At 60.9% G+C, this 17424-nt stretch carries 17 protein-coding genes; 2 read left to right on the top strand and 15 right to left on the bottom strand.

The window, feature by feature from the left end:
- Positions 1 to 203 precede the first annotated feature (203 nt).
- From HDC32_RS09915 to HDC32_RS09970, 12 genes are all read right to left on the bottom strand, one after another.
- Entirely contained in the window at positions 204 to 989 is a 786-nt protein-coding gene (locus HDC32_RS09915) for a TatD family hydrolase (protein WP_131697755.1), read from the bottom strand.
- Between the two features lie 63 nt (positions 990 to 1052).
- Positions 1053 to 2042 (bottom strand): DNA polymerase III subunit delta', encoded by a 990-nt coding sequence (locus tag HDC32_RS09920; RefSeq protein ID WP_131697756.1) that lies wholly within the window; start codon positions 2040 to 2042, stop codon positions 1053 to 1055.
- Positions 2035 to 2667, bottom strand: coding sequence for a dTMP kinase (gene tmk, locus HDC32_RS09925; protein ID WP_145338698.1), 633 nt, complete (start codon positions 2665 to 2667; stop codon positions 2035 to 2037). The genes HDC32_RS09920 and tmk overlap by 8 nt, the downstream gene beginning before the upstream one ends.
- 19 nt (positions 2668 to 2686) lie before the next feature.
- Positions 2687 to 3808, bottom strand: a complete 1122-nt coding sequence (gene mltG, locus HDC32_RS09930; protein WP_131697758.1) for an endolytic transglycosylase MltG — start codon at positions 3806 to 3808, stop codon at positions 2687 to 2689.
- 1 nt (position 3809) lies between these two features.
- Entirely contained in the window at positions 3810 to 4625 is an 816-nt protein-coding gene (pabC, locus tag HDC32_RS09935; RefSeq protein WP_184743726.1) for an aminodeoxychorismate lyase, read from the bottom strand.
- The gene (fabF, locus tag HDC32_RS09940; protein ID WP_145338700.1) at positions 4625 to 5869 is read right to left on the bottom strand and encodes a beta-ketoacyl-ACP synthase II; all 1245 of its coding nucleotides are present in this window, start codon (positions 5867 to 5869) and stop codon (positions 4625 to 4627) included. Before fabF ends, pabC begins: the two co-directional genes overlap by 1 nt.
- Before the next feature lie 127 nt (positions 5870 to 5996).
- On the bottom strand, positions 5997 to 6233 hold the full coding sequence (gene acpP / locus HDC32_RS09945; RefSeq protein WP_003442511.1) for an acyl carrier protein: 237 nt from the start codon (positions 6231 to 6233) through the stop codon (positions 5997 to 5999).
- Positions 6234 to 6424: 191 nt separating this feature from the next.
- On the bottom strand, positions 6425 to 7168 hold the full coding sequence (fabG, locus tag HDC32_RS09950; RefSeq protein ID WP_015885432.1) for a 3-oxoacyl-ACP reductase FabG: 744 nt from the start codon (positions 7166 to 7168) through the stop codon (positions 6425 to 6427).
- 24 nt (positions 7169 to 7192) lie between these two features.
- Positions 7193 to 8131: an ACP S-malonyltransferase gene (gene fabD / locus HDC32_RS09955; RefSeq protein ID WP_032886801.1), complete on the bottom strand. Its 939-nt coding sequence runs from the start codon at positions 8129 to 8131 to the stop codon at positions 7193 to 7195.
- Positions 8132 to 8256: 125 nt separating this feature from the next.
- On the bottom strand, positions 8257 to 9267 hold the full coding sequence (gene plsX / locus HDC32_RS09960) for a phosphate acyltransferase PlsX (protein ID WP_131697761.1): 1011 nt from the start codon (positions 9265 to 9267) through the stop codon (positions 8257 to 8259).
- A 4-nt stretch (positions 9268 to 9271) separates the two neighbouring features.
- Entirely contained in the window at positions 9272 to 9454 is a 183-nt protein-coding gene (gene rpmF / locus HDC32_RS09965; RefSeq protein WP_008152339.1) for a 50S ribosomal protein L32, read from the bottom strand.
- Between the two features lie 13 nt (positions 9455 to 9467).
- Complete coding sequence (locus tag HDC32_RS09970; RefSeq protein WP_027607804.1) at positions 9468 to 9998, bottom strand: YceD family protein; 531 nt, start codon at positions 9996 to 9998, stop codon at positions 9468 to 9470.
- 105 nt (positions 9999 to 10103) lie between these two features.
- Here HDC32_RS09970 and HDC32_RS09975 point away from each other — a divergent pair, with 105 nt between their 5' ends.
- Positions 10104 to 10682: a nucleoside triphosphate pyrophosphatase gene (locus tag HDC32_RS09975; RefSeq protein ID WP_184743729.1), complete on the top strand. Its 579-nt coding sequence runs from the start codon at positions 10104 to 10106 to the stop codon at positions 10680 to 10682.
- A gap of 87 nt (positions 10683 to 10769) precedes the next feature.
- On the opposite strand, the gene HDC32_RS09980 is transcribed toward HDC32_RS09975, so the two are convergent.
- The 3 genes from HDC32_RS09980 to rluC are packed head-to-tail and all read right to left on the bottom strand — an operon-like array spanning position 10770 to position 13383.
- On the bottom strand, positions 10770 to 11753 hold the full coding sequence (locus HDC32_RS09980; RefSeq protein WP_184743732.1) for a S49 family peptidase: 984 nt from the start codon (positions 11751 to 11753) through the stop codon (positions 10770 to 10772).
- Positions 11754 to 11774: 21 nt separating this feature from the next.
- Entirely contained in the window at positions 11775 to 12437 is a 663-nt protein-coding gene (locus tag HDC32_RS09985; protein WP_184743735.1) for an HAD-IA family hydrolase, read from the bottom strand.
- Positions 12424 to 13383 carry a 23S rRNA pseudouridine(955/2504/2580) synthase RluC gene (gene rluC / locus HDC32_RS09990; protein ID WP_131697765.1) on the bottom strand — a complete coding sequence of 320 codons (960 nt, stop codon included), beginning with the start codon at positions 13381 to 13383 and terminating at the stop codon, positions 12424 to 12426. The genes HDC32_RS09985 and rluC overlap by 14 nt, the downstream gene beginning before the upstream one ends.
- Before the next feature lie 767 nt (positions 13384 to 14150).
- Here rluC and rne point away from each other — a divergent pair.
- On the top strand, positions 14151 to 17351 hold the full coding sequence (gene rne / locus HDC32_RS09995) for a ribonuclease E (protein WP_167656083.1): 3201 nt from the start codon (positions 14151 to 14153) through the stop codon (positions 17349 to 17351).
- Positions 17352 to 17424: the final 73 nt, after the last annotated feature.

The following is a 17424-nucleotide window of genomic DNA, read 5'->3' on the forward strand; positions in this document are numbered from 1 at the left end:
TCCAAATCTGTTTAAAAAACGATCAGTCGTGACTGGACTGAATCAGATACTGATCAATACTTGAACTGTCGGCGTGACATCTCCCCCAAGTGAAGCGCCGACCTGGGTACCGACGGACTGTGTGCCCTTGTTTTACTCCTAATGGTCTTAACCCGGATTCACCCCCCAGAACCCGGGTTTTTTTTGCCTGCGATTCAGTCGTGTCAGGCAACTACATGGGCCAGAGGGAAGAGGCGCTTGAAGTTTTCGGTGGTCTGCTCGGCAAAGCGCTCATAGGACTCACCGCGCAGCATGGCCAGGTAATCCGCCACATCCCGTACATATTCAGGCAGGTTCGGTTTGCCACGATGGGGAATCGGCGCCAGGTACGGCGAATCGGTTTCCACCAGCAGGCGATCCGCCGGGACCTGGCGCGCCACGTCGCGCAGGGCATCGGCATTGCGGAACGTGACAATGCCCGACAAGGAAATATAGAAACCCAGGTCGAGTGCGGCCCTGGCCATGTCCCAATCCTCGGTAAAGCAATGCAACACGCCGGCCTGGGGCAACGCGGCTTCGCGCAACAGGGCCAGGGTATCGGCACGGGCGCCACGGGTGTGGACGATCACCGGTTTGCCGGTTTGCCGGGCGGCCTGCAAATGCAGGCGAAACGAAGCCTGCTGCAACTCGGCGGCTTCCGGCTCGTAATGGTAGTCCAGGCCGGTTTCGCCAATGGCCACCACGCGCGGGTGATTGAGTTCGCCCAGCAGCCAGTCGAGGGCCGGGGCTTCGCCGGGCTTGAGGTCCAGCGGGTGGATACCCACCGAGCAATCCACATCGGCATAACGCTCGGCCAGGGCTTTGACGTCGGCAGCATTTTCGGCGCTGACGCCAATGCATAGGAAATGCCCTACCCCACGCTGGCGTGCAGCGTCGAGGGCAGCATCAAGGGAGCCGCCGTGCTGGGTGAGGTCAAGGCGATCAAGGTGGCAATGGGAATCTACAAGCATAGGAAATTACGACTTAAGTCACGGAAAGTGTCTGGCCAACGATACACCCGTCGGCCAAGGAAATTAACGCCGGCCGAGCAAGCCAACCCACTGCACCAGCAGCGCTTCAAGCAACAGCACGCGGTTGAGGTTGGCCTTGCCGAGCACCTTCTGGCGCTGGGCGAGGATCCAGTCCTGGATAGTCAGTACCTTGTCCTGGGCACTTTTCTGCGCGAGGTATTGCACCACCTTGCGCATGTCCGACAAGCCCAGGCCGTTTTCATCCTGGGTCAACTGGTAGCGCAGGATCAGGCTCGACCAATCACAGAACCAGTCGAACAGCAGCAGCAAGGGAATGTCCTTCCAGGCACTTTCGGCCAACTGGGTGGCGGACAGCTCTTGTTTGAGCAGTTTTTTCACCCCATCCACAACCAGGGCGCGTTGCTCACGTACGCCCTGGGCTTGCAGCTTGACGGCCGCCAGCGGGGAACCGGCCGCCAGGGTCAGCAACTCGACCCGTTCCTCTTCGGAGCAATCCGGCAGCGCCTTCGCCAGCCATTGCAGGCTCATGGCTTCGCTCGGCAACGGGCAGGCCTGCTGTACGCAACGGCTGCGAATGGTCGGCAACAAGCGGCTGGACTGGTGACTCACCAGCAACAACACCGTGTCGCCGGAGGGTTCCTCCAGGCTCTTGAGCAAGGCATTGGCGGCGTTGATGTTCATCGCCTCCACCGGCTCGATCAATACGACTTTGCGCCCGCCCATCTGCGCGGTCTGCACCACGAAACTGACGAGGTCACGCACCTGGTCGACCTTGATCGCCTTATCGGCTTCCTCGGGTTCGAGCAGGTAATTGTCCGGGTGGCTGCCGGCCTTGAGCAACAGGCAGGATTTGCACTCGCCGCAGGCTTCAAGGTTGACCGGGCGCTGGCACAGCAAACTGGCCATGAGTCGCTCAGCCAGATCACGTTTACCAATACCGATCGGCCCGTGCAGCAGATAAGCATGGGCGTGCTGTGCGCGTCCGGCCAACTGCTGCCAGAGACTGTCCTGCCATGGGTAGGCTTCAGCCACGGGCGCGCTCCAACAGCTTGGGCAACAGGGCGTCGATGGCCTGCTGCACTTGCGTCAATGGCTGGGCCGCGTCCAGCAGGTGGTAGCGCGCCGGTTCAGCCTCGGCGCGCTTGAGGAACGCGCTGCGCACAGCATCGAAAAACCCCTGGCCTTCCAGTTCGAAACGATCGAGACGCCCACGGGCGCTCGCGCGGGCCATGCCCACTTCCACCGGCAGGTCGAACAGCACTGTCAGGTCAGGGCGCAAGTCTCCTTGCACAAAGGTCTCAAGGGTAGCGATACGCGCCAGGGACAAGCCTCGGCCACCGCCCTGGTAGGCATAAGTGGAATCGGTGAAACGGTCGCAGATCACCACGGCACCACGGGCCAGGGCCGGGCGAATCACCTCGGCCAGGTGCTGGGCACGGGCAGCGAACACCAGCAGGAGCTCGGTGTCCGGGTTCATCTGTTCTTCGCCTGGGGCCAGCAACACTTCACGGATGCGCTCGGCCAGTGGCGTACCGCCGGGCTCACGGGTCAACACCACCTCGACACCTTCAGCGCGCAAGCGCCCGGCCAGGTAATCGCGGTTGGTGCTTTTGCCGGCGCCTTCGGGGCCTTCCAGGGTAATAAACAAGCCAGTCACAGGCAGTCCTTAGTCAGAGTCATTGCGGGCTTTGCGGCGCGGCGGCATCCGACGCGGGCTCGGCGGGTGCATCAGCAGGCGGCGTTACGTCTTCCGGCGGTTTGACCATCGGTGCCGGGCTTGAGCGGTAATCGGCACGGCGCTTGAGCTGGAACTCACGCACGGCGGCATTATGCGCACCCAGGTCATCGGAGAAAATATGGCTACCGTCGCCACGGGCGACGAAATACAGGCTGCTGCCCGGCACCGGGTTCAACGCGGCATGGATCGCCTCGCGGCCGACCATGGCGATGGGTGTCGGCGGCAGACCGGCAACCATGTAGGTGTTGTAGGGGTTGGCTTCCTTGAGGTGCGCACGGGTCAACTTGCCGTTATAGCGCTCGCCCAGCCCGTAGATCACGGTCGGGTCGGTCTGCAGCAGCATGCCGATCTTCAGGCGGCGCACGAATACCCCGGCAATCTGCCCGCGCTCTTCCGGCACACCGGTCTCTTTCTCCACCAGGGAGGCCATGATCAAGGCTTGATAGGGGTCGGTATAGGGCGCATCGGCAGCGCGCTTGCTCCACTCCTGGGCGAGCACATCATCCAGGCGGTTATAGGCTTTCTTCAGGAACTCGACATCGGTCATGCCGCGCACGAAGCGGTAGGTATCCGGGAAGAACCGCCCTTCGGGGAACACGCCGGGATGGCCGAGCTTGTCCATCACTTCACTGTCACTCAGGCCCGACAGGGTCTGCACGATCTTTTCATGCTTGGCCAGGGCCGAACGCACCTGACGGAAATTCCAGCCCTCCACCAGCGTCAGGCTGTATTGCACCACTTCGCCGCGCTGCCACAGGCCGATCAGGCCTTCGGCGGTCATGCCGGGGGTCATGCGGTATTCACCGCTGTGCAGCGGTTGGCCGTCGAGGTTGAAGCGCCAATACAGGCGCAACCAGAACGCGCCGTCGAGCACGCCATCGGCTTCCAGGCGATTGAAGGTCCCGGTGGGCGTCGCCCCTGCCGGAACATCGAGCAATTGCTCCTGGGTCAGATTCAACGGCTGCTTCAAGGCAGCGTCGTATTTCCATGCGGAAAACCCCAACAGCAAAGCCGCCGAGAACAGACCGATCAGCAGCAGTACAACCAGTTTTCGTATCAACTCAAATATCCAATAGCGCGCGAACAATGCCCTGCAGTTTACGGGTGAGCGGCCCAACCGACCAGCTCATCGCAGCGCATCCACGCACCGGCCAAATGCCATAAACGCTGTTGCATACGAAGACTTCGTCGGCCTCGCGCAATTGCTCGAGACTGATGTCGACCACAGCCACCGGGACGCCCAGGGCTTGCGCCTGAGCCAGGATCTCGGCGCGCATGACGCCTGCAACGCCGCAACGATTCAGATCAGCGGTTAGTAACAAGCCGTTACGCACCAGGAACAGGTTGCTGAATACGCCCTCAATGACACGCCCGGACATATCCAGCATCAAACCTTCGGCATGTTCGGCATCCTGCCATTCAGCACGGGCGAGCACCTGTTCGAGGCGATTGAGGTGCTTGAGACCGGCCAGCAGCGGCTGCTCGGCCAAGCGGGTGGCACACGCAAACAGACGAACACCGTCGGTTCCATGGGCCGGGGGATAGGTCGCAGGCGGACTGCCCTGCAAGATACGACGCACAGGGGCCTCGGGGTTGATGCCATAACCGCGCAGGCTGTCGCCGCGGGTGAGGATCAACTTGAGGACACCGTCGCCGAGAGCGGCGGCATAGGCCTGCACTTCGCTGCGGACCAGCACTTGATCCACAACGAAAGCGAGGCGCCTGCAGCCCTCATCAAGGCGTTGCAGGTGACGGTCAAGCAGCACGGGCTGCCCGGCCTTGACGGCGACGGTCTCGAACAGGCCGTCACCGTACGCCAGGCCGCGATCTTTCAGGGGCACGCTGTCCGCTGGCTGACCGTCGACCCAGCTGTGCATCACCCGGCGAACCGGCGGAACACCAGGGAACCGTTGGTGCCACCGAAGCCGAACGAGTTGGAGATCGCAACGTCGATCGGCATCTGTTGCGGCTCATGCGGCACGAAGTTCAGGTCGCAGCCTTCGTCCGGCTCATCGAGGTTGATGGTCGGCGGAGCGACCTGGTCCTTGATGGCCATCACACTGAAGATCGCTTCTACCGCGCCCGCCGCACCCAACAGGTGGCCGGTCATGGACTTGGTGGAGCTGACCGCCAGCTTGTAGGCGTGTTCGCCGAACACCGACTTGATGGCTTCGGCTTCCGCCAAATCGCCAGTCGGGGTCGAGGTGCCATGGGCATTGATGTATTGCACCTGGTCTGCATTGACCTTGGCATCGCGCAAGGCGTTGGTGATGCAACGCGCAGCGCCGGCACCGTCGGACGGTGGCGAGGTCATGTGATAGGCGTCGCCGCTCATGCCAAACCCGATTAACTCGGCATAGATGGTGGCACCACGCGCCTTGGCGTGCTCCAACTCTTCGAGTACCAGGGCACCGGCACCGTCGGCCAGTACAAAGCCGTCACGGCCTTTGTCCCACGGGCGGCTGGCACGGGTCGGCTCGTCATTGCGGGTCGACAGTGCACGGGAGGCGCCAAAGCCGCCCATTCCCAGGCCGCAGGCCGCCATCTCAGCACCACCGGCGATCATCACGTCGGCTTCGTCATAGGCGATGTTACGCGCCGCCATACCGATGCAGTGGGTACCCGTGGTGCACGCCGTAGCAATGGCGTAGTTAGGCCCCTGCGCACCCAAGTGGATGGACAGGAAACCGGAAATCATATTGATGATCGAGCCAGGCACGAAGAACGGTGAAATTCGACGGGGCCCGGATTCGTGCAGCGTGCGGCTGGTTTCTTCGATATTGGTCAAACCGCCAATACCCGAACCCATGGCCACGCCGATGCGCTCACGGTTGGCGTCGGTCACTTCCAGGCCAGCGTTACGCACTGCCTGAAAACCGGCTGCCAGGCCGTATTGAATGAACAGGTCGAGCTTGCGGGACTCTTTGATCGAGAGATATTCCTCGACATTGAACCCCTTTACCGAGCCGCCAAAACGGGTGGAATAGGCAGAAAGGTCCGTATGTTCGATCAGACCAATACCACTGCGGCCAGCCAGAATGCCCTGCCAACTGCTCGGCACATCCGTACCCAGTGGCGACAACATACCCATACCGGTGACTACGACGCGTCTACGCGACACAGCACTCTCCTTTTTCTAATGACGACACTTTGCTTCAGAGCTTACTTTTCATCAGCGCTAAAGAAAAAACCGCACGCCGTTACAGCAGTGCGGTTTTTCCCTAACAGCAGGCGACGACTACAAACTATTACGCCTGGTGGTTCGTAACGTAGTCGATAGCAGCTTGAACAGTAGTGATTTTTTCAGCTTCTTCGTCCGGGATTTCGGTCTCGAATTCCTCTTCCAGAGCCATCACCAGCTCAACGGTGTCAAGGGAATCGGCACCCAGGTCTTCTACGAAGGAAGCAGTGTTGACCACTTCTTCTTCTTTGACGCCCAGTTGCTCGGCAACGATTTTCTTGACGCGCTCTTCGATGGTGCTCATACCTTGTTTAACTCCTAATGGACAAATTCAGGCAGCTGGCCAGTGGGTAAGTGTATAGAAAGCCTTTTCAGCTTTTCAACTGAAAGCTTCACCCTGTACCCGGTTTGCCACCTGCCTATAAATTAAGTTGCAGCTTTATAACGGATTTTAGACAGCTCGTATGACATTTTTTTGAAGCGATCCGTCACAATTTAACTCATGTACATCCCGCCGTTCACCGGGATTGTAGCCCCAGTCACGTATGCCGCACCGTCGGATGCCAGGAAAGTGACCACATTCGCGATCTCTTGAGCCTGGCCCAGACGGCCCAGCGGAATCTGCGTCAGCAACGCTTCACGCTGTGCTTCCGGCAGTTCGCGGGTCATATCGGTGTCGATGAACCCTGGGGCCACCGAATTGACCGTAATCGACCGCGAGCCGACCTCACGCGCCAATGCACGGCTGAAACCTTCCAGACCGGCCTTGGCGGCTGCATAGTTTACTTGGCCTGCGTTGCCCATGGCACCCACTACGGAGCCAATATTGATAATTCGACCCCAACGCGCCTTGGTCATGCCGCGCAAAACACCCTTGGACAGGCGAAACAGACTGTTCAGATTGGTATCGACCACGTCGTACCACTCGTCGTCTTTCATGCGCATCATCAGGTTATCGCGGGTGATACCAGCGTTATTCACCAGAATTGCCGGGGCGCCGAACTGTGCGGTGATCTCGGCCAAGACGGCAGCCACGGACTCATCGCTGGTCACGTTCAGCTCAAGGCCGGTGCCTTGTACGCCGTTTTCCTTCAGGGTCGCGGCGATACGCTCGGCGCCCGAGGCGGAAGTGGCGGTGCCAATCACGACGGCGCCCTGACGACCCAGCTCCAGGGCGATGGCCTGGCCAATGCCACGGCTCGCGCCGGTAACCAGTGCAACTTTACCTTGCAGACTCATGCAGGCTTCTCCTAAGTTCGGGGATCAGGCCAGCGCCGCACGAGCGGCAGCGAAGGCATCCGGGGTATTGAGGTTGGCAGTCGACACGCCGTCGGCGCAGCGCTTGTTCAGGCCAGCCAGGACTTTGCCCGGGCCGCACTCGACCAGCTCGGTGGCGCCATTGGCAGCCAGGGTCTGGACCGACTCGACCCATCGCACAGGCTTGTAGAGTTGCTCCAGCAGGTCGCGCTTGAGGGTGTCGAGGTCGACGGCCACGGCCGCGCTGACGTTCTGCACCAGCGGGATCTGCGGCGCCTGCCAGTTGATGGCAGCGATGGACTCGGCAAAACGCTCGGCAGCCGGGCGCATCAGCTCGCAGTGCGACGGCACGCTCACCGGCAACGGCAATGCGCGCTTGGCACCACGTGCCTTGCAGCCCTCGATGGCACGCTCGACGGCCGCCTTGGCACCGGCGATCACCACCTGGCCTGGGGAGTTGAAGTTTACCGCGCTCACCACTTCACCCTGGGCCGCTTCGGCACAGGCTTCGATTACGACAGCATCGTCCAGCCCCAGGATAGCGGCCATCCCGCCCTGCCCGGCCGGAACGGCTTCCTGCATCAGCTGTCCACGACGCTCGACCAGCTTGACCGCTTCAGCAAGGGTCAGGCTGCCCGCCGCCACCAGGGCGCTGTATTCGCCCAGGCTATGACCGGCCACGAACGCCGGACGCGCACCGCCTTCGGCCAACCACAAGCGCCACAGGGCGATCGAAGCGGTCAGGATGGCTGGCTGGGTTTTATCGGTTTGATTGAGCTGCTCTTCCGGCCCCTGCTGGGTCAGCGCCCACAGGTCGTAACCCAGGGCCTCGGAAGCTTCCTTGAACGTGTCCAGGATCAGCGGGTATTGCGCGCCCAACTCGGCCAACATGCCGAGGGACTGCGAACCCTGCCCTGGAAAGACGAATGCGAGGGATGTAGACATGTAACAAGCCCCTAATGATCTGGTCGTCGGAAATGGTCGCTCCTCGGTGGGAGCGCACGAAACTGACAGATTGGATGGTCAATTGAACTGGCCGGTCACATTTAAGCATTCCCAGGCCAATTCGCCTAAGGCAACAGATCCTCAAGACGTCCGTGCAAGCGTTGCGGCAGGTTCTCCTGGATCTCGATCAAGGCCCGCGCAATCGCACTCTGGAAGCCTTCGACGCCTGCGGAACCGTGGCTTTTCACCACAATGCCCTGCAACCCGAGAAAGCTCGCGCCATTATGCCGCGCTGGCGCCAGATCGGCCTGTAGGCGACGCATCAACGGCAGCGCCAATGCCCCCACCAGGCGCGACGCCAGGCTTTGCTTGAACAACGCTTCGATGCGCGTGGCGATCATGGTCGCCAGGCCTTCGCTGGATTTAAGCAGGATATTGCCGACAAACCCATCACACACCACCACATCCGCTTCGCCACGGTACAAACCATCACCCTCGACAAAGCCGATGTAGTTCAGACCTCGCGCACCTTGCAACAAGGTCGCGGCAAGCTTGACCTGCTGGTTGCCCTTGATGTCTTCGGTACCGATATTCAGCAAGGCCACGCGCGGACGAGCCACGCCCAGCGCTTCGGCGGCCACAGAGCCCATCACGGCGAACTGGAACAGGTGCTCGGCACTGCAATCCACATTCGCGCCCAGGTCGAGCAACTGGCAATAGCCTTTCTGCGTCGGAATCGCCGCCACCATCGCCGGCCGGTCAATTCCCGGCAGCGTCTTGAGCACATGCCGCGACAACGCCATCAGTGCACCGGTGTTGCCGGCGCTGACACAGGCTTGCACCTTGCCATCACGCAGCAGCTCCAAGGCCACACGCATCGAAGAGTCAGGCTTGCCGCGCAGGGCCGTCGCCGGCTTTTCATCCATGGTGATGGTTTCGCTGGCGGGCGTAACAGTCAGGCGCGCGCGATCCACCGCCGGATGGCTGGCAATCAGTTCTTCAAGAAGAGAGGGTTGACCGACGAGGGTCAGGTGCAGCGAGGGCGTAGCAGACAGGCTGGCAATGCAGGCCTGAACAATGCTGCGGGGACCGAAGTCCCCGCCCATTGCGTCAATCGCGATGACTTGAGCAGACAAGTGATTACTCGTCAGCGCCCTTGTCGATCACTTTACGGCCACGGTATACGCCTTCTGGCGATACGTGGTGACGCAGGTGAATTTCACCGGTGGTTTTTTCTACAGACAGAGTGCTTGCCGTCAGGGCGTCGTGCGAACGACGCATGTCACGGGCAGAGCGGGATTTTTTGTTCTGCTGAACAGCCATAATTGATTAACTCCTAAACGTTTGGGTCACGCTTTAACTGCGCCAATACACTGAACGGGTTGGACCGCGTTACCTCGTCCTCGCTCGGTTCGGACTCGTCATCGAGACCCGCCGGCTGCTGGCATTCTTCCGGATGATGAGCAGGCACAATGGGCAAGGCGAGCAGAAGCTCCTCCTCGATCAGTGCATGCAGATCCAAAGGATCTTCGCCCAGTTCCAGCACGTCATAACCTTTCGGCAACGACTGGGTATTCGCACCCTCCTTTACCACAGCATAACTGCACTCGCTGTGAATCGGCAGGGTGACCAGCTCAAGACAACGCTGGCAAACCATTTTGACCTCGGTGTCGATAAAGCTGTGAATTACCACAGATTTACGTTCATCTCGTTCAAAAACGAATTTGGCCTGCACCGTACCGACAGTGTCGGAAAGCGGGTCGCAGAGTCTCTCCAAATCGGCCAGCAGCAACTCACCTTGAAGGGAAGTGCCACGATCAGCCAATTTGCGCGGGTCAACGTGAGGTGGAATCGGGTCATTCAACATAGGCGCAGCATTATAGGGATGCACCCAGCCATGTCAAAGGAAATTCAGCCCTGTGCGTCGGCCGGTCGCCCCGCTAGAATCGGCGGCTGCCTTGAGGAGACGTATATGCTGCCTTTATTACTCGCTTCCAGCTCGGTTTATCGCCGGGAATTGCTCAGTCGCCTGCACCTGCCATTCATCTGCAGCTCGCCGGATATCGACGAAAGCCACGCTGCAAATGAGTCCGCCATCGAGCTGGTCAAGCGCTTGGCCGAAGCAAAGGCCCGCGCCCTCGCCGCCAGCCACCCAGGACACCTGATCATCGGCTCAGACCAGGTCGCCGCGCTGGAAGGCCGTATCATCGGCAAGCCCCACACGTTCGAAAATGCGCGCGAGCAGTTATTGGCCGCCAGTGGCAAGCGTGTCAGCTTCCTCACCGGCCTGGCCCTGCTGAACAGCGAGACCGGGCACTGCCAGGTGGACTGCGTGCCTTTCATTGTTCACATGCGCGAGCTGGATGCAGCGCGCATCGAGCGCTACCTGCGTATAGAGCAGCCGTATGACTGCGCGGGCAGCTTCAAGGCGGAAGGGCTGGGCGTGAGCCTCTTCCAGAGCACCGAAGGGCCGGACGCGACCAGCCTCGTCGGCTTACCGCTGATTCGCTTGGTGGACATGCTACTCAGCGAAGGCGTGCAAATCCCTTAAGAACACCGCTAAACCAAATGTGGGAGGGGGCAAGTCGAATCGTCGCACCGCCCCTCCCACATTTAGATCTACGACAGACTTGAGATATTAGCGCAGCGTCGGGCCCTGGAAGCCCATATACAGCGCCAGCTTCTCAGCCACGCTGGCACCGAGCTTCTTGGAGAAACGATCAAACGGCGACTCTTCAACGGTGAAGTCCACCAGCTCTTTCTCGCCAATCACATCCCGCGCCACCAGGCTGGCACTGCCCAAGCCATCGATCAGCCCCAGCGGCAATGCTTGCTCGCCCGACCACACCAACCCGGAGAACAACTCCGGATGCTCTTTATCCTTCAGGCGATCCCCACGCCCCTGCTTCACGCTGGCGATGAACTGGCGATGAGTGGTATCGAGCACCCCCTGCCAAAACTGGGTTTCATCGGCCTTTTGCGGCTGGAACGGATCAAGGAACGACTTGTGCTCGCCCGAGGTGTAGGTGCGGCGTTCAACACCCAGCTTCTCCATAGCGCCAACAAACCCGTAACCGGCCGCGGTCACACCAATGGAGCCCACCAGGCTGGCCTTGTCGGCGTAGATCTGGTCAGCGGCACTGGCAATGTAATACGCGCCCGAGGCCCCCAGGTCGGAAATCACCGCGTACAGCTTGATATCCGGGTGCAGGCCACGCAGGCGGCGAATCTCGTCATACACATAACCCGATTGCACCGGACTGCCGCCTGGGCTGTTGATGCGCAGGATCACGCCCTTGACCTTGGGGTCTTCAAACGCAGCACGCAGGCTGCTGACGATATTGTCGGCGCTGGCAGGCTCCTTGTCGGCAATCACCCCATGCACTTCGATCAATGCGGTGTAGTTGGCGCCACGGGTCGCACTCTTTTCCATGTCCATCAGCGGGCTGAACAGCGCCAGCATGAGCAACAGGTAAGTGAAGGTCAGCAACTTGAAGAAAATCCCCCAGCGCCGCGCGCGACGCTGCTCCTGGACGCCAGCCAGGAGCGTCTTCTCCAGCAGTTTCCAGCTCTTGTCGTCACCGCTTTCAGCCTTTTCAGGCGCTTTCCACTCGTCACTCATGCCATCAACCCCAGCAAAGACTTATTGAGCCCGACTGAGCCAGGCCTGCAATTCAGAAAAATGATCAATCGTGACCCTAGGCTCGTATTGCTGCAACGCCTCAGCGGACTGGGCTCCGTAGCTGACGGCCACGCTGTCCATACCGGCGTTGCGCGCCATCATCAGGTCGAAGGAGGCATCGCCCACCATCAGTGCCTGTCGCGGCGAAACGCCGCAATGGGCAAGGATCTGCTCCAGCATCAGAGGGTGAGGTTTGCTGGCGGTTTCATCCGCGGCGCGGGTGATGTCGAAATAATCTTCAAAATCGTGCGCCTTGAGCACCCGGTCCAGCCCGCGACGGGCCTTGCCGGTGGCGACGGCCAGGTGATAGCCCTGGGCGCGAAAAGCCTCCAGCGACTGCAGCACACCGTCGAAGAACGGCGAAGGCGTGGCTTCCAGTGCAATGTAGTGATCCGCGTAATGGTCGCGGAACGTCACCAGCTCAGCGTCGCTGATCTGGGGATACAAGGTACGGATCGCCTCAGGCAAGCCCAGGCCGATAATGCCCTTGACCTGCAGGTCAGTGCACAACTCAAAGCCCGAGCGGGTCGAAGCCCTGTGCATCGACTCGACAATCCGACCAATGGAATTACACAGGGTGCCGTCCCAATCGAAAATCAGCAGCTTATAGTCAAGGTGCGACACTCAAGCGCTCCACGGTCTTGGCCCACATCTCATCGACCGGCGCCTGCAGCTTCAGCTCGCCGCCGTCAGGCAGCGGCACGGTGAGCATGTAGGCGTGCAGGAACAGGCGCTTGCCGCCCAGGTCGCGGATTTCCTTGGAGAAACCTTCGTCACCGTACTTGGTATCGCCAGCAATGCAGTGGCCCGCATGCAGGGTGTGCACGCGAATCTGGTGGGTACGCCCCGTCACCGGCTTGGCCTCGACCAGGGTGGCGAAGTCGCCGAAGCGACGCAGCACCTTGAACAGGGTGAGGGCTTCTTTGCCCTCCTCGTCCACTTCGACCATGCGCTCGCCGGAGCGCAGATTGCTCTTCTGCAGCGGCGCACGGACGCTCTTGATAGAGCTGGCCCAGTTGCCGCGCACGAGCGCCATGTAGCGCTTGTCCACGCCATCGCCGCGCAGGGCGGTGTGCAGGTGGCGCAACATGCTGCGTTTCTTGGCGATCATCAACAGGCCGGAGGTGTCGCGGTCCAGACGGTGGACCAGCTCCAGCTCCTTGCAATCCGGGCGCAACTGACGGAAGGCTTCGATCACGCCGAAATTCAGGCCGCTGCCACCGTGAACCGCAATACCGCAAGGCTTGTTGATCACGATCAGCTTGTTGTCTTCGAAGACAATCGACGCCTCAAGGCGCTGCAACAGGCCCTGGGCCAGGGGCACAGGTTCGTCGCGCTCAGGCACGCGCACCGGCGGCACACGGACAATATCGCCCGCCTGCAACTTGTACTCAGGCTTGATGCGCCCCTTGTTCACGCGCACTTCGCCTTTGCGCAAGATGCGGTAGATCAAGGTCTTGGGCACACCCTTGAGCCTGGCCAGGAGAAAATTATCGATGCGTTGGCCGGCATATTCCGGCGAGACCTCAAGCAGCTGGACGCTGGGGGTCTGGGGGGCGGTAGTCGTCATGGCGGCGATGATAACAATTTTTTATGGAATTGAAGCACTTAATCATTGCTGCTATAGTCGCGAACGCCGCCAAAAGCGGCCTGGACAGAGGACTAGCGGCAAACTGCCGGCCCTGACCATCGCAATTCATCAGGACGCGAGGCCGTCCTACGGGGCGTTCGCCACCCTGGAAGGCTTGAGATTGTAACAAGCGCAGGTGACATGAGGCCTGAAGCGAGTGCAGAAAGCAGAGTGAATACTCGCGTTCTGCGCCGATATTTACGGCCAGTTCACAAAGTGCAGTCAGTCTTGAGCCGGACCACGGCGAATGCTTCGGAAACAACGCCTGTTAAGAGCTGAGTGAGAGCGCAGTCGCCCACACTCAGTCTTGTTTAGCCATGAGCGTGGACTCCCCATTGGAGAACACGGTAAATGCCAACCCGCTGCGGATTCTGCGCGCGGCAGCACCCGAATTATCAGGGATACGTGTAGGGTGGAGATGCACAACCGTCGGACCGTGTAGCACTAGGCTTATATTTAGACGCTTCATCTCGTCCACAGTCGCCGGTTGATTCCTCCTCCTGACCTTAGCTTTTGTTGAAGTGGTGCCTTTGTCACCACCGCTAACAAGCAGGACGCGTCCGTCGCGATACCGGCCCAATTGGCCGATTTTGCTGGACACTGGAGTGGCCAACCACTCTTGACGCACCTGACACCGACCGTGAGAAGTCGTGTGTGCCGAACGCCGTTTCCGGCAGCCCGGAAACCGACGGTACAACATGAAAAGAATGCTGATTAACGCAACTCAACCCGAAGAGTTGCGTGTTGCACTGGTAGATGGCCAACGCCTCTACGACCTGGACATTGAGTCCGGTGCACGCGAGCAAAAGAAGGCCAACATCTATAAAGGCCGTATTACTCGCATCGAACCAAGCCTTGAGGCTGCCTTTGTCGATTTCGGCTCCGAGCGCCACGGCTTCCTGCCCCTCAAAGAAATCTCCCGCGAGTACTTCAAGAAAGCCCCCGAAGGCCGCGTGAACATCAAGGACGTCCTGAGCGAAGGCCAGGAAGTCATCGTTCAGGTCGAAAAAGAAGAACGTGGCAACAAGGGCGCCGCCCTGACCACCTTCATCAGCCTGGCCGGCCGTTACCTCGTGCTGATGCCGAACAACCCACGTGCCGGCGGCATCTCCCGTCGCATCGAAGGCGAAGAGCGCAACGAACTGCGTGAAGCGCTGAACGGCCTGATCGCACCGGCCGACATGGGCCTGATCGTGCGTACTGCCGGCCTGGGCCGCAGCAGCGAAGAAATGCAGTGGGACCTCGATTACCTGCTGCAACTGTGGACCGCCATCAAAGAAGCCTCCCTGGATCGTTCCGCGCCGTTCCTGATCTACCAGGAAAGCAACGTGATCATCCGCGCCATCCGCGATTACCTGCGCCAGGACATCGGCGAAGTACTGATCGACAGCGTTGAAGCCCAGGACGAAGCCCTGACCTTCATCCGCCAGGTGATGCCGCAGTACGCCAGCAAGATCAAGCTGTACGAAGACAGCGTGCCGCTGTTCAACCGTTTCCAGATCGAAAGCCAGATCGAAACCGCTTTCCAGCGCGTCGTCGAACTGCCTTCCGGCGGCTCCATCGTGATCGACCCGACCGAAGCCCTGGTGTCCATCGACATCAACTCGGCGCGTGCCACGAAGGGTAGCGACATCGAAGAAACCGCCCTGCAGACCAACCTGGAGGCGGCTGAAGAAATCGCCCGCCAGCTGCGCCTGCGTGACATCGGCGGCCTGATCGTGATCGACTTCATCGACATGACCCCCGCCAAGAACCAGCGCGCCGTGGAAGAGAAAGTCCGCGAATGCCTGGAAGCCGACCGTGCCCGCGTACAGGTCGGGCGCATCTCACGCTTCGGCCTGCTGGAAATGTCCCGTCAGCGCCTGCGTCCATCCCTGGGCGAGAGCAGCGGCATCGTCTGCCCGCGTTGCAACGGCACCGGCATCATCCGTGACGTTGAATCGCTGTCCCTGGCGATCCTGCGCCTGATCGAAGAAGAAGCCCTGAAAGACCGCACCGCCGAAGTCCGCGCACAAGTGCCGATCCCGGTTGCCGCTTTCCTGCTCAACGAAAAACGTAACTCGATCACCAAGATCGAACTGCGCACCCGTGCCCGTATCGTGATCCTGCCGAACGATCACCTCGAGACCCCGCACTTCGAAGTGCAGCGCCTGCGTGATGACAGCCCGGAAGCCCACAGCGGCCAGACCAGCTACGAAATCGCTGCTGCCGCTGCCGAAGTGGAAGAAGTCCAGCCAGCCGCCGCGACCCGCACCCTGGTGCGCCAGGAAGCTGCCGTGAAGACCGCGCCGGCCCGTGCCAACGCACCGGTTCCGGTTGAAACCGCCGCCCCGGTTGCCGCACCGGCCGCCCTGCCTGAGCCAAGCCTGTTCAAGGGCCTGGTGAAGTCCCTGGTCAGCCTGTTCGCCACCAAGGAAGAGCCTGCGGCACCGGTTGTGGTTGAAAAACCTGCAACCGAACGCCCGGCGCGTAACGAAGAACGTCGTAACGGTCGCCAGCAGAGCCGTAACCGCAACGGTCGCCGTGACGAAGAGCGCAAGCCGCGTGAAGAACGTGCGCCTCGCGAAGAGCGCGCACCACGTGAAGAGCGTGCACCTCGCGAAGCGCGTGAAGAAACCCCGGCCGTGGCCCGTGAAGAACGTGCACCGCGTGAAGAGCGCGCACCACGTACCCCACGCGCTCCGCGTGAAGATCGCAAGCCGCGTGGCGAGCGTGAAGAACGTGTGCGTGAACTGCGCGAGCCACTGGATGCCGCCCCTGCCGTTGCAGGTGCTGCAGCCACTGCCGCTGAAGAGCGTCCGGCTCGCCAGCCGCGCGAAGAGCGTGCGCCACGTGAAGAGCGCCAGCCGCGCCCACCGCGTGAAGAGCGTCAACCACGTGCCGAGCAAGCCGCTGCAGCCAGCGAAGAAGAAGTACTGACCGGCGAAGAGCAACTGCAGGAAGACGGCCAGGACAACGCCGAAGGCGATCGTCCACGCCGCCGCTCCCGTGGCCAGCGTCGTCGCAGCAACCGTCGTGAGCGTCAGCGTGATGCCAATGGCAATGTGATCGAAGGCTCGGAAGAGGCCGGCGAGAACGCAGAAGGCGCCACCAACGAACCGACCGCTGCCGAACTGGCTGCCGGCCTGGCCGTTACCGCAGCGGTTGCCAGCTCTGTGATCAGCGCACCTGCTGAAGCCCAGGCTAACGAACAGGCTGAACGAGCGACTGCCGCTGTCGAAGAAACCACTGCCGTTGAAACGCCAGTTGCCGAGACCCCAGTGGTTGAAGCACCAGTCGTTGAAGCAACTACCCCTATCGAAGCCCCAGTGGTTCCGGAAGTGGAAGTGGCACCGACCCACGACGCCCAGCCAGAAACCGAAGTGATTGCGGTAGAACCCGCTCCGGTTGTTGAGCCTCAGCCAGTGGTTGAAGCCGCTGCTGAAGCGCCGGCTGTCGAAGAAGCTGCCCCGGCAGTGCGTGAAGTTCGCGAAGAACAGACCGCCTTCCAGTGGACTGCCGAACCTGCCGCCCCGGTTGAAGCACCAGCGCCTGCCCCCGTGGTAGAAGAAGCGCCTGCGCCGGTTGCCGAAGCAGTGGTTGCCGAGCCTGCGCCAGCTGTCGAGGCTGCACCAGTGGTTGTTGAAGCACCGGTGGTAGCCGAAGTCGAAGCACCAGTGGTAGAAGCCGCACCGGCCAGCGCCCTGACCGAAAACGGCCGTGCGCCGAACGACCCACGTGAAGTGCGTCGTCGTCGCAAGGAAGCTGAGGCAGCTGCCGCCGCTGCTGCTGCTGCCGCCCCAGCCGTAGTCGAAGCTGTCGAGGCGCCAGCCCCGGTTGCTGAAACCGTGGTTGAGCATGCTGCTGCTGAAGAAGTGGTAGAGCACAAAGCCCTGGAAGAAGAACACGAGCCTAAACCCCTCGCCTGATTCCATCAGCCACTAAAAGCCCCGCCTGAGTGATCAGGCGGGGCTTTTTTATGCCGATAACAGCGAAGATCAA

Origin of the sequence: Pseudomonas sp. JAI120 (genome assembly GCF_014207255.1) — a bacterium.
Classification (GTDB): domain Bacteria; phylum Pseudomonadota; class Gammaproteobacteria; order Pseudomonadales; family Pseudomonadaceae; genus Aquipseudomonas.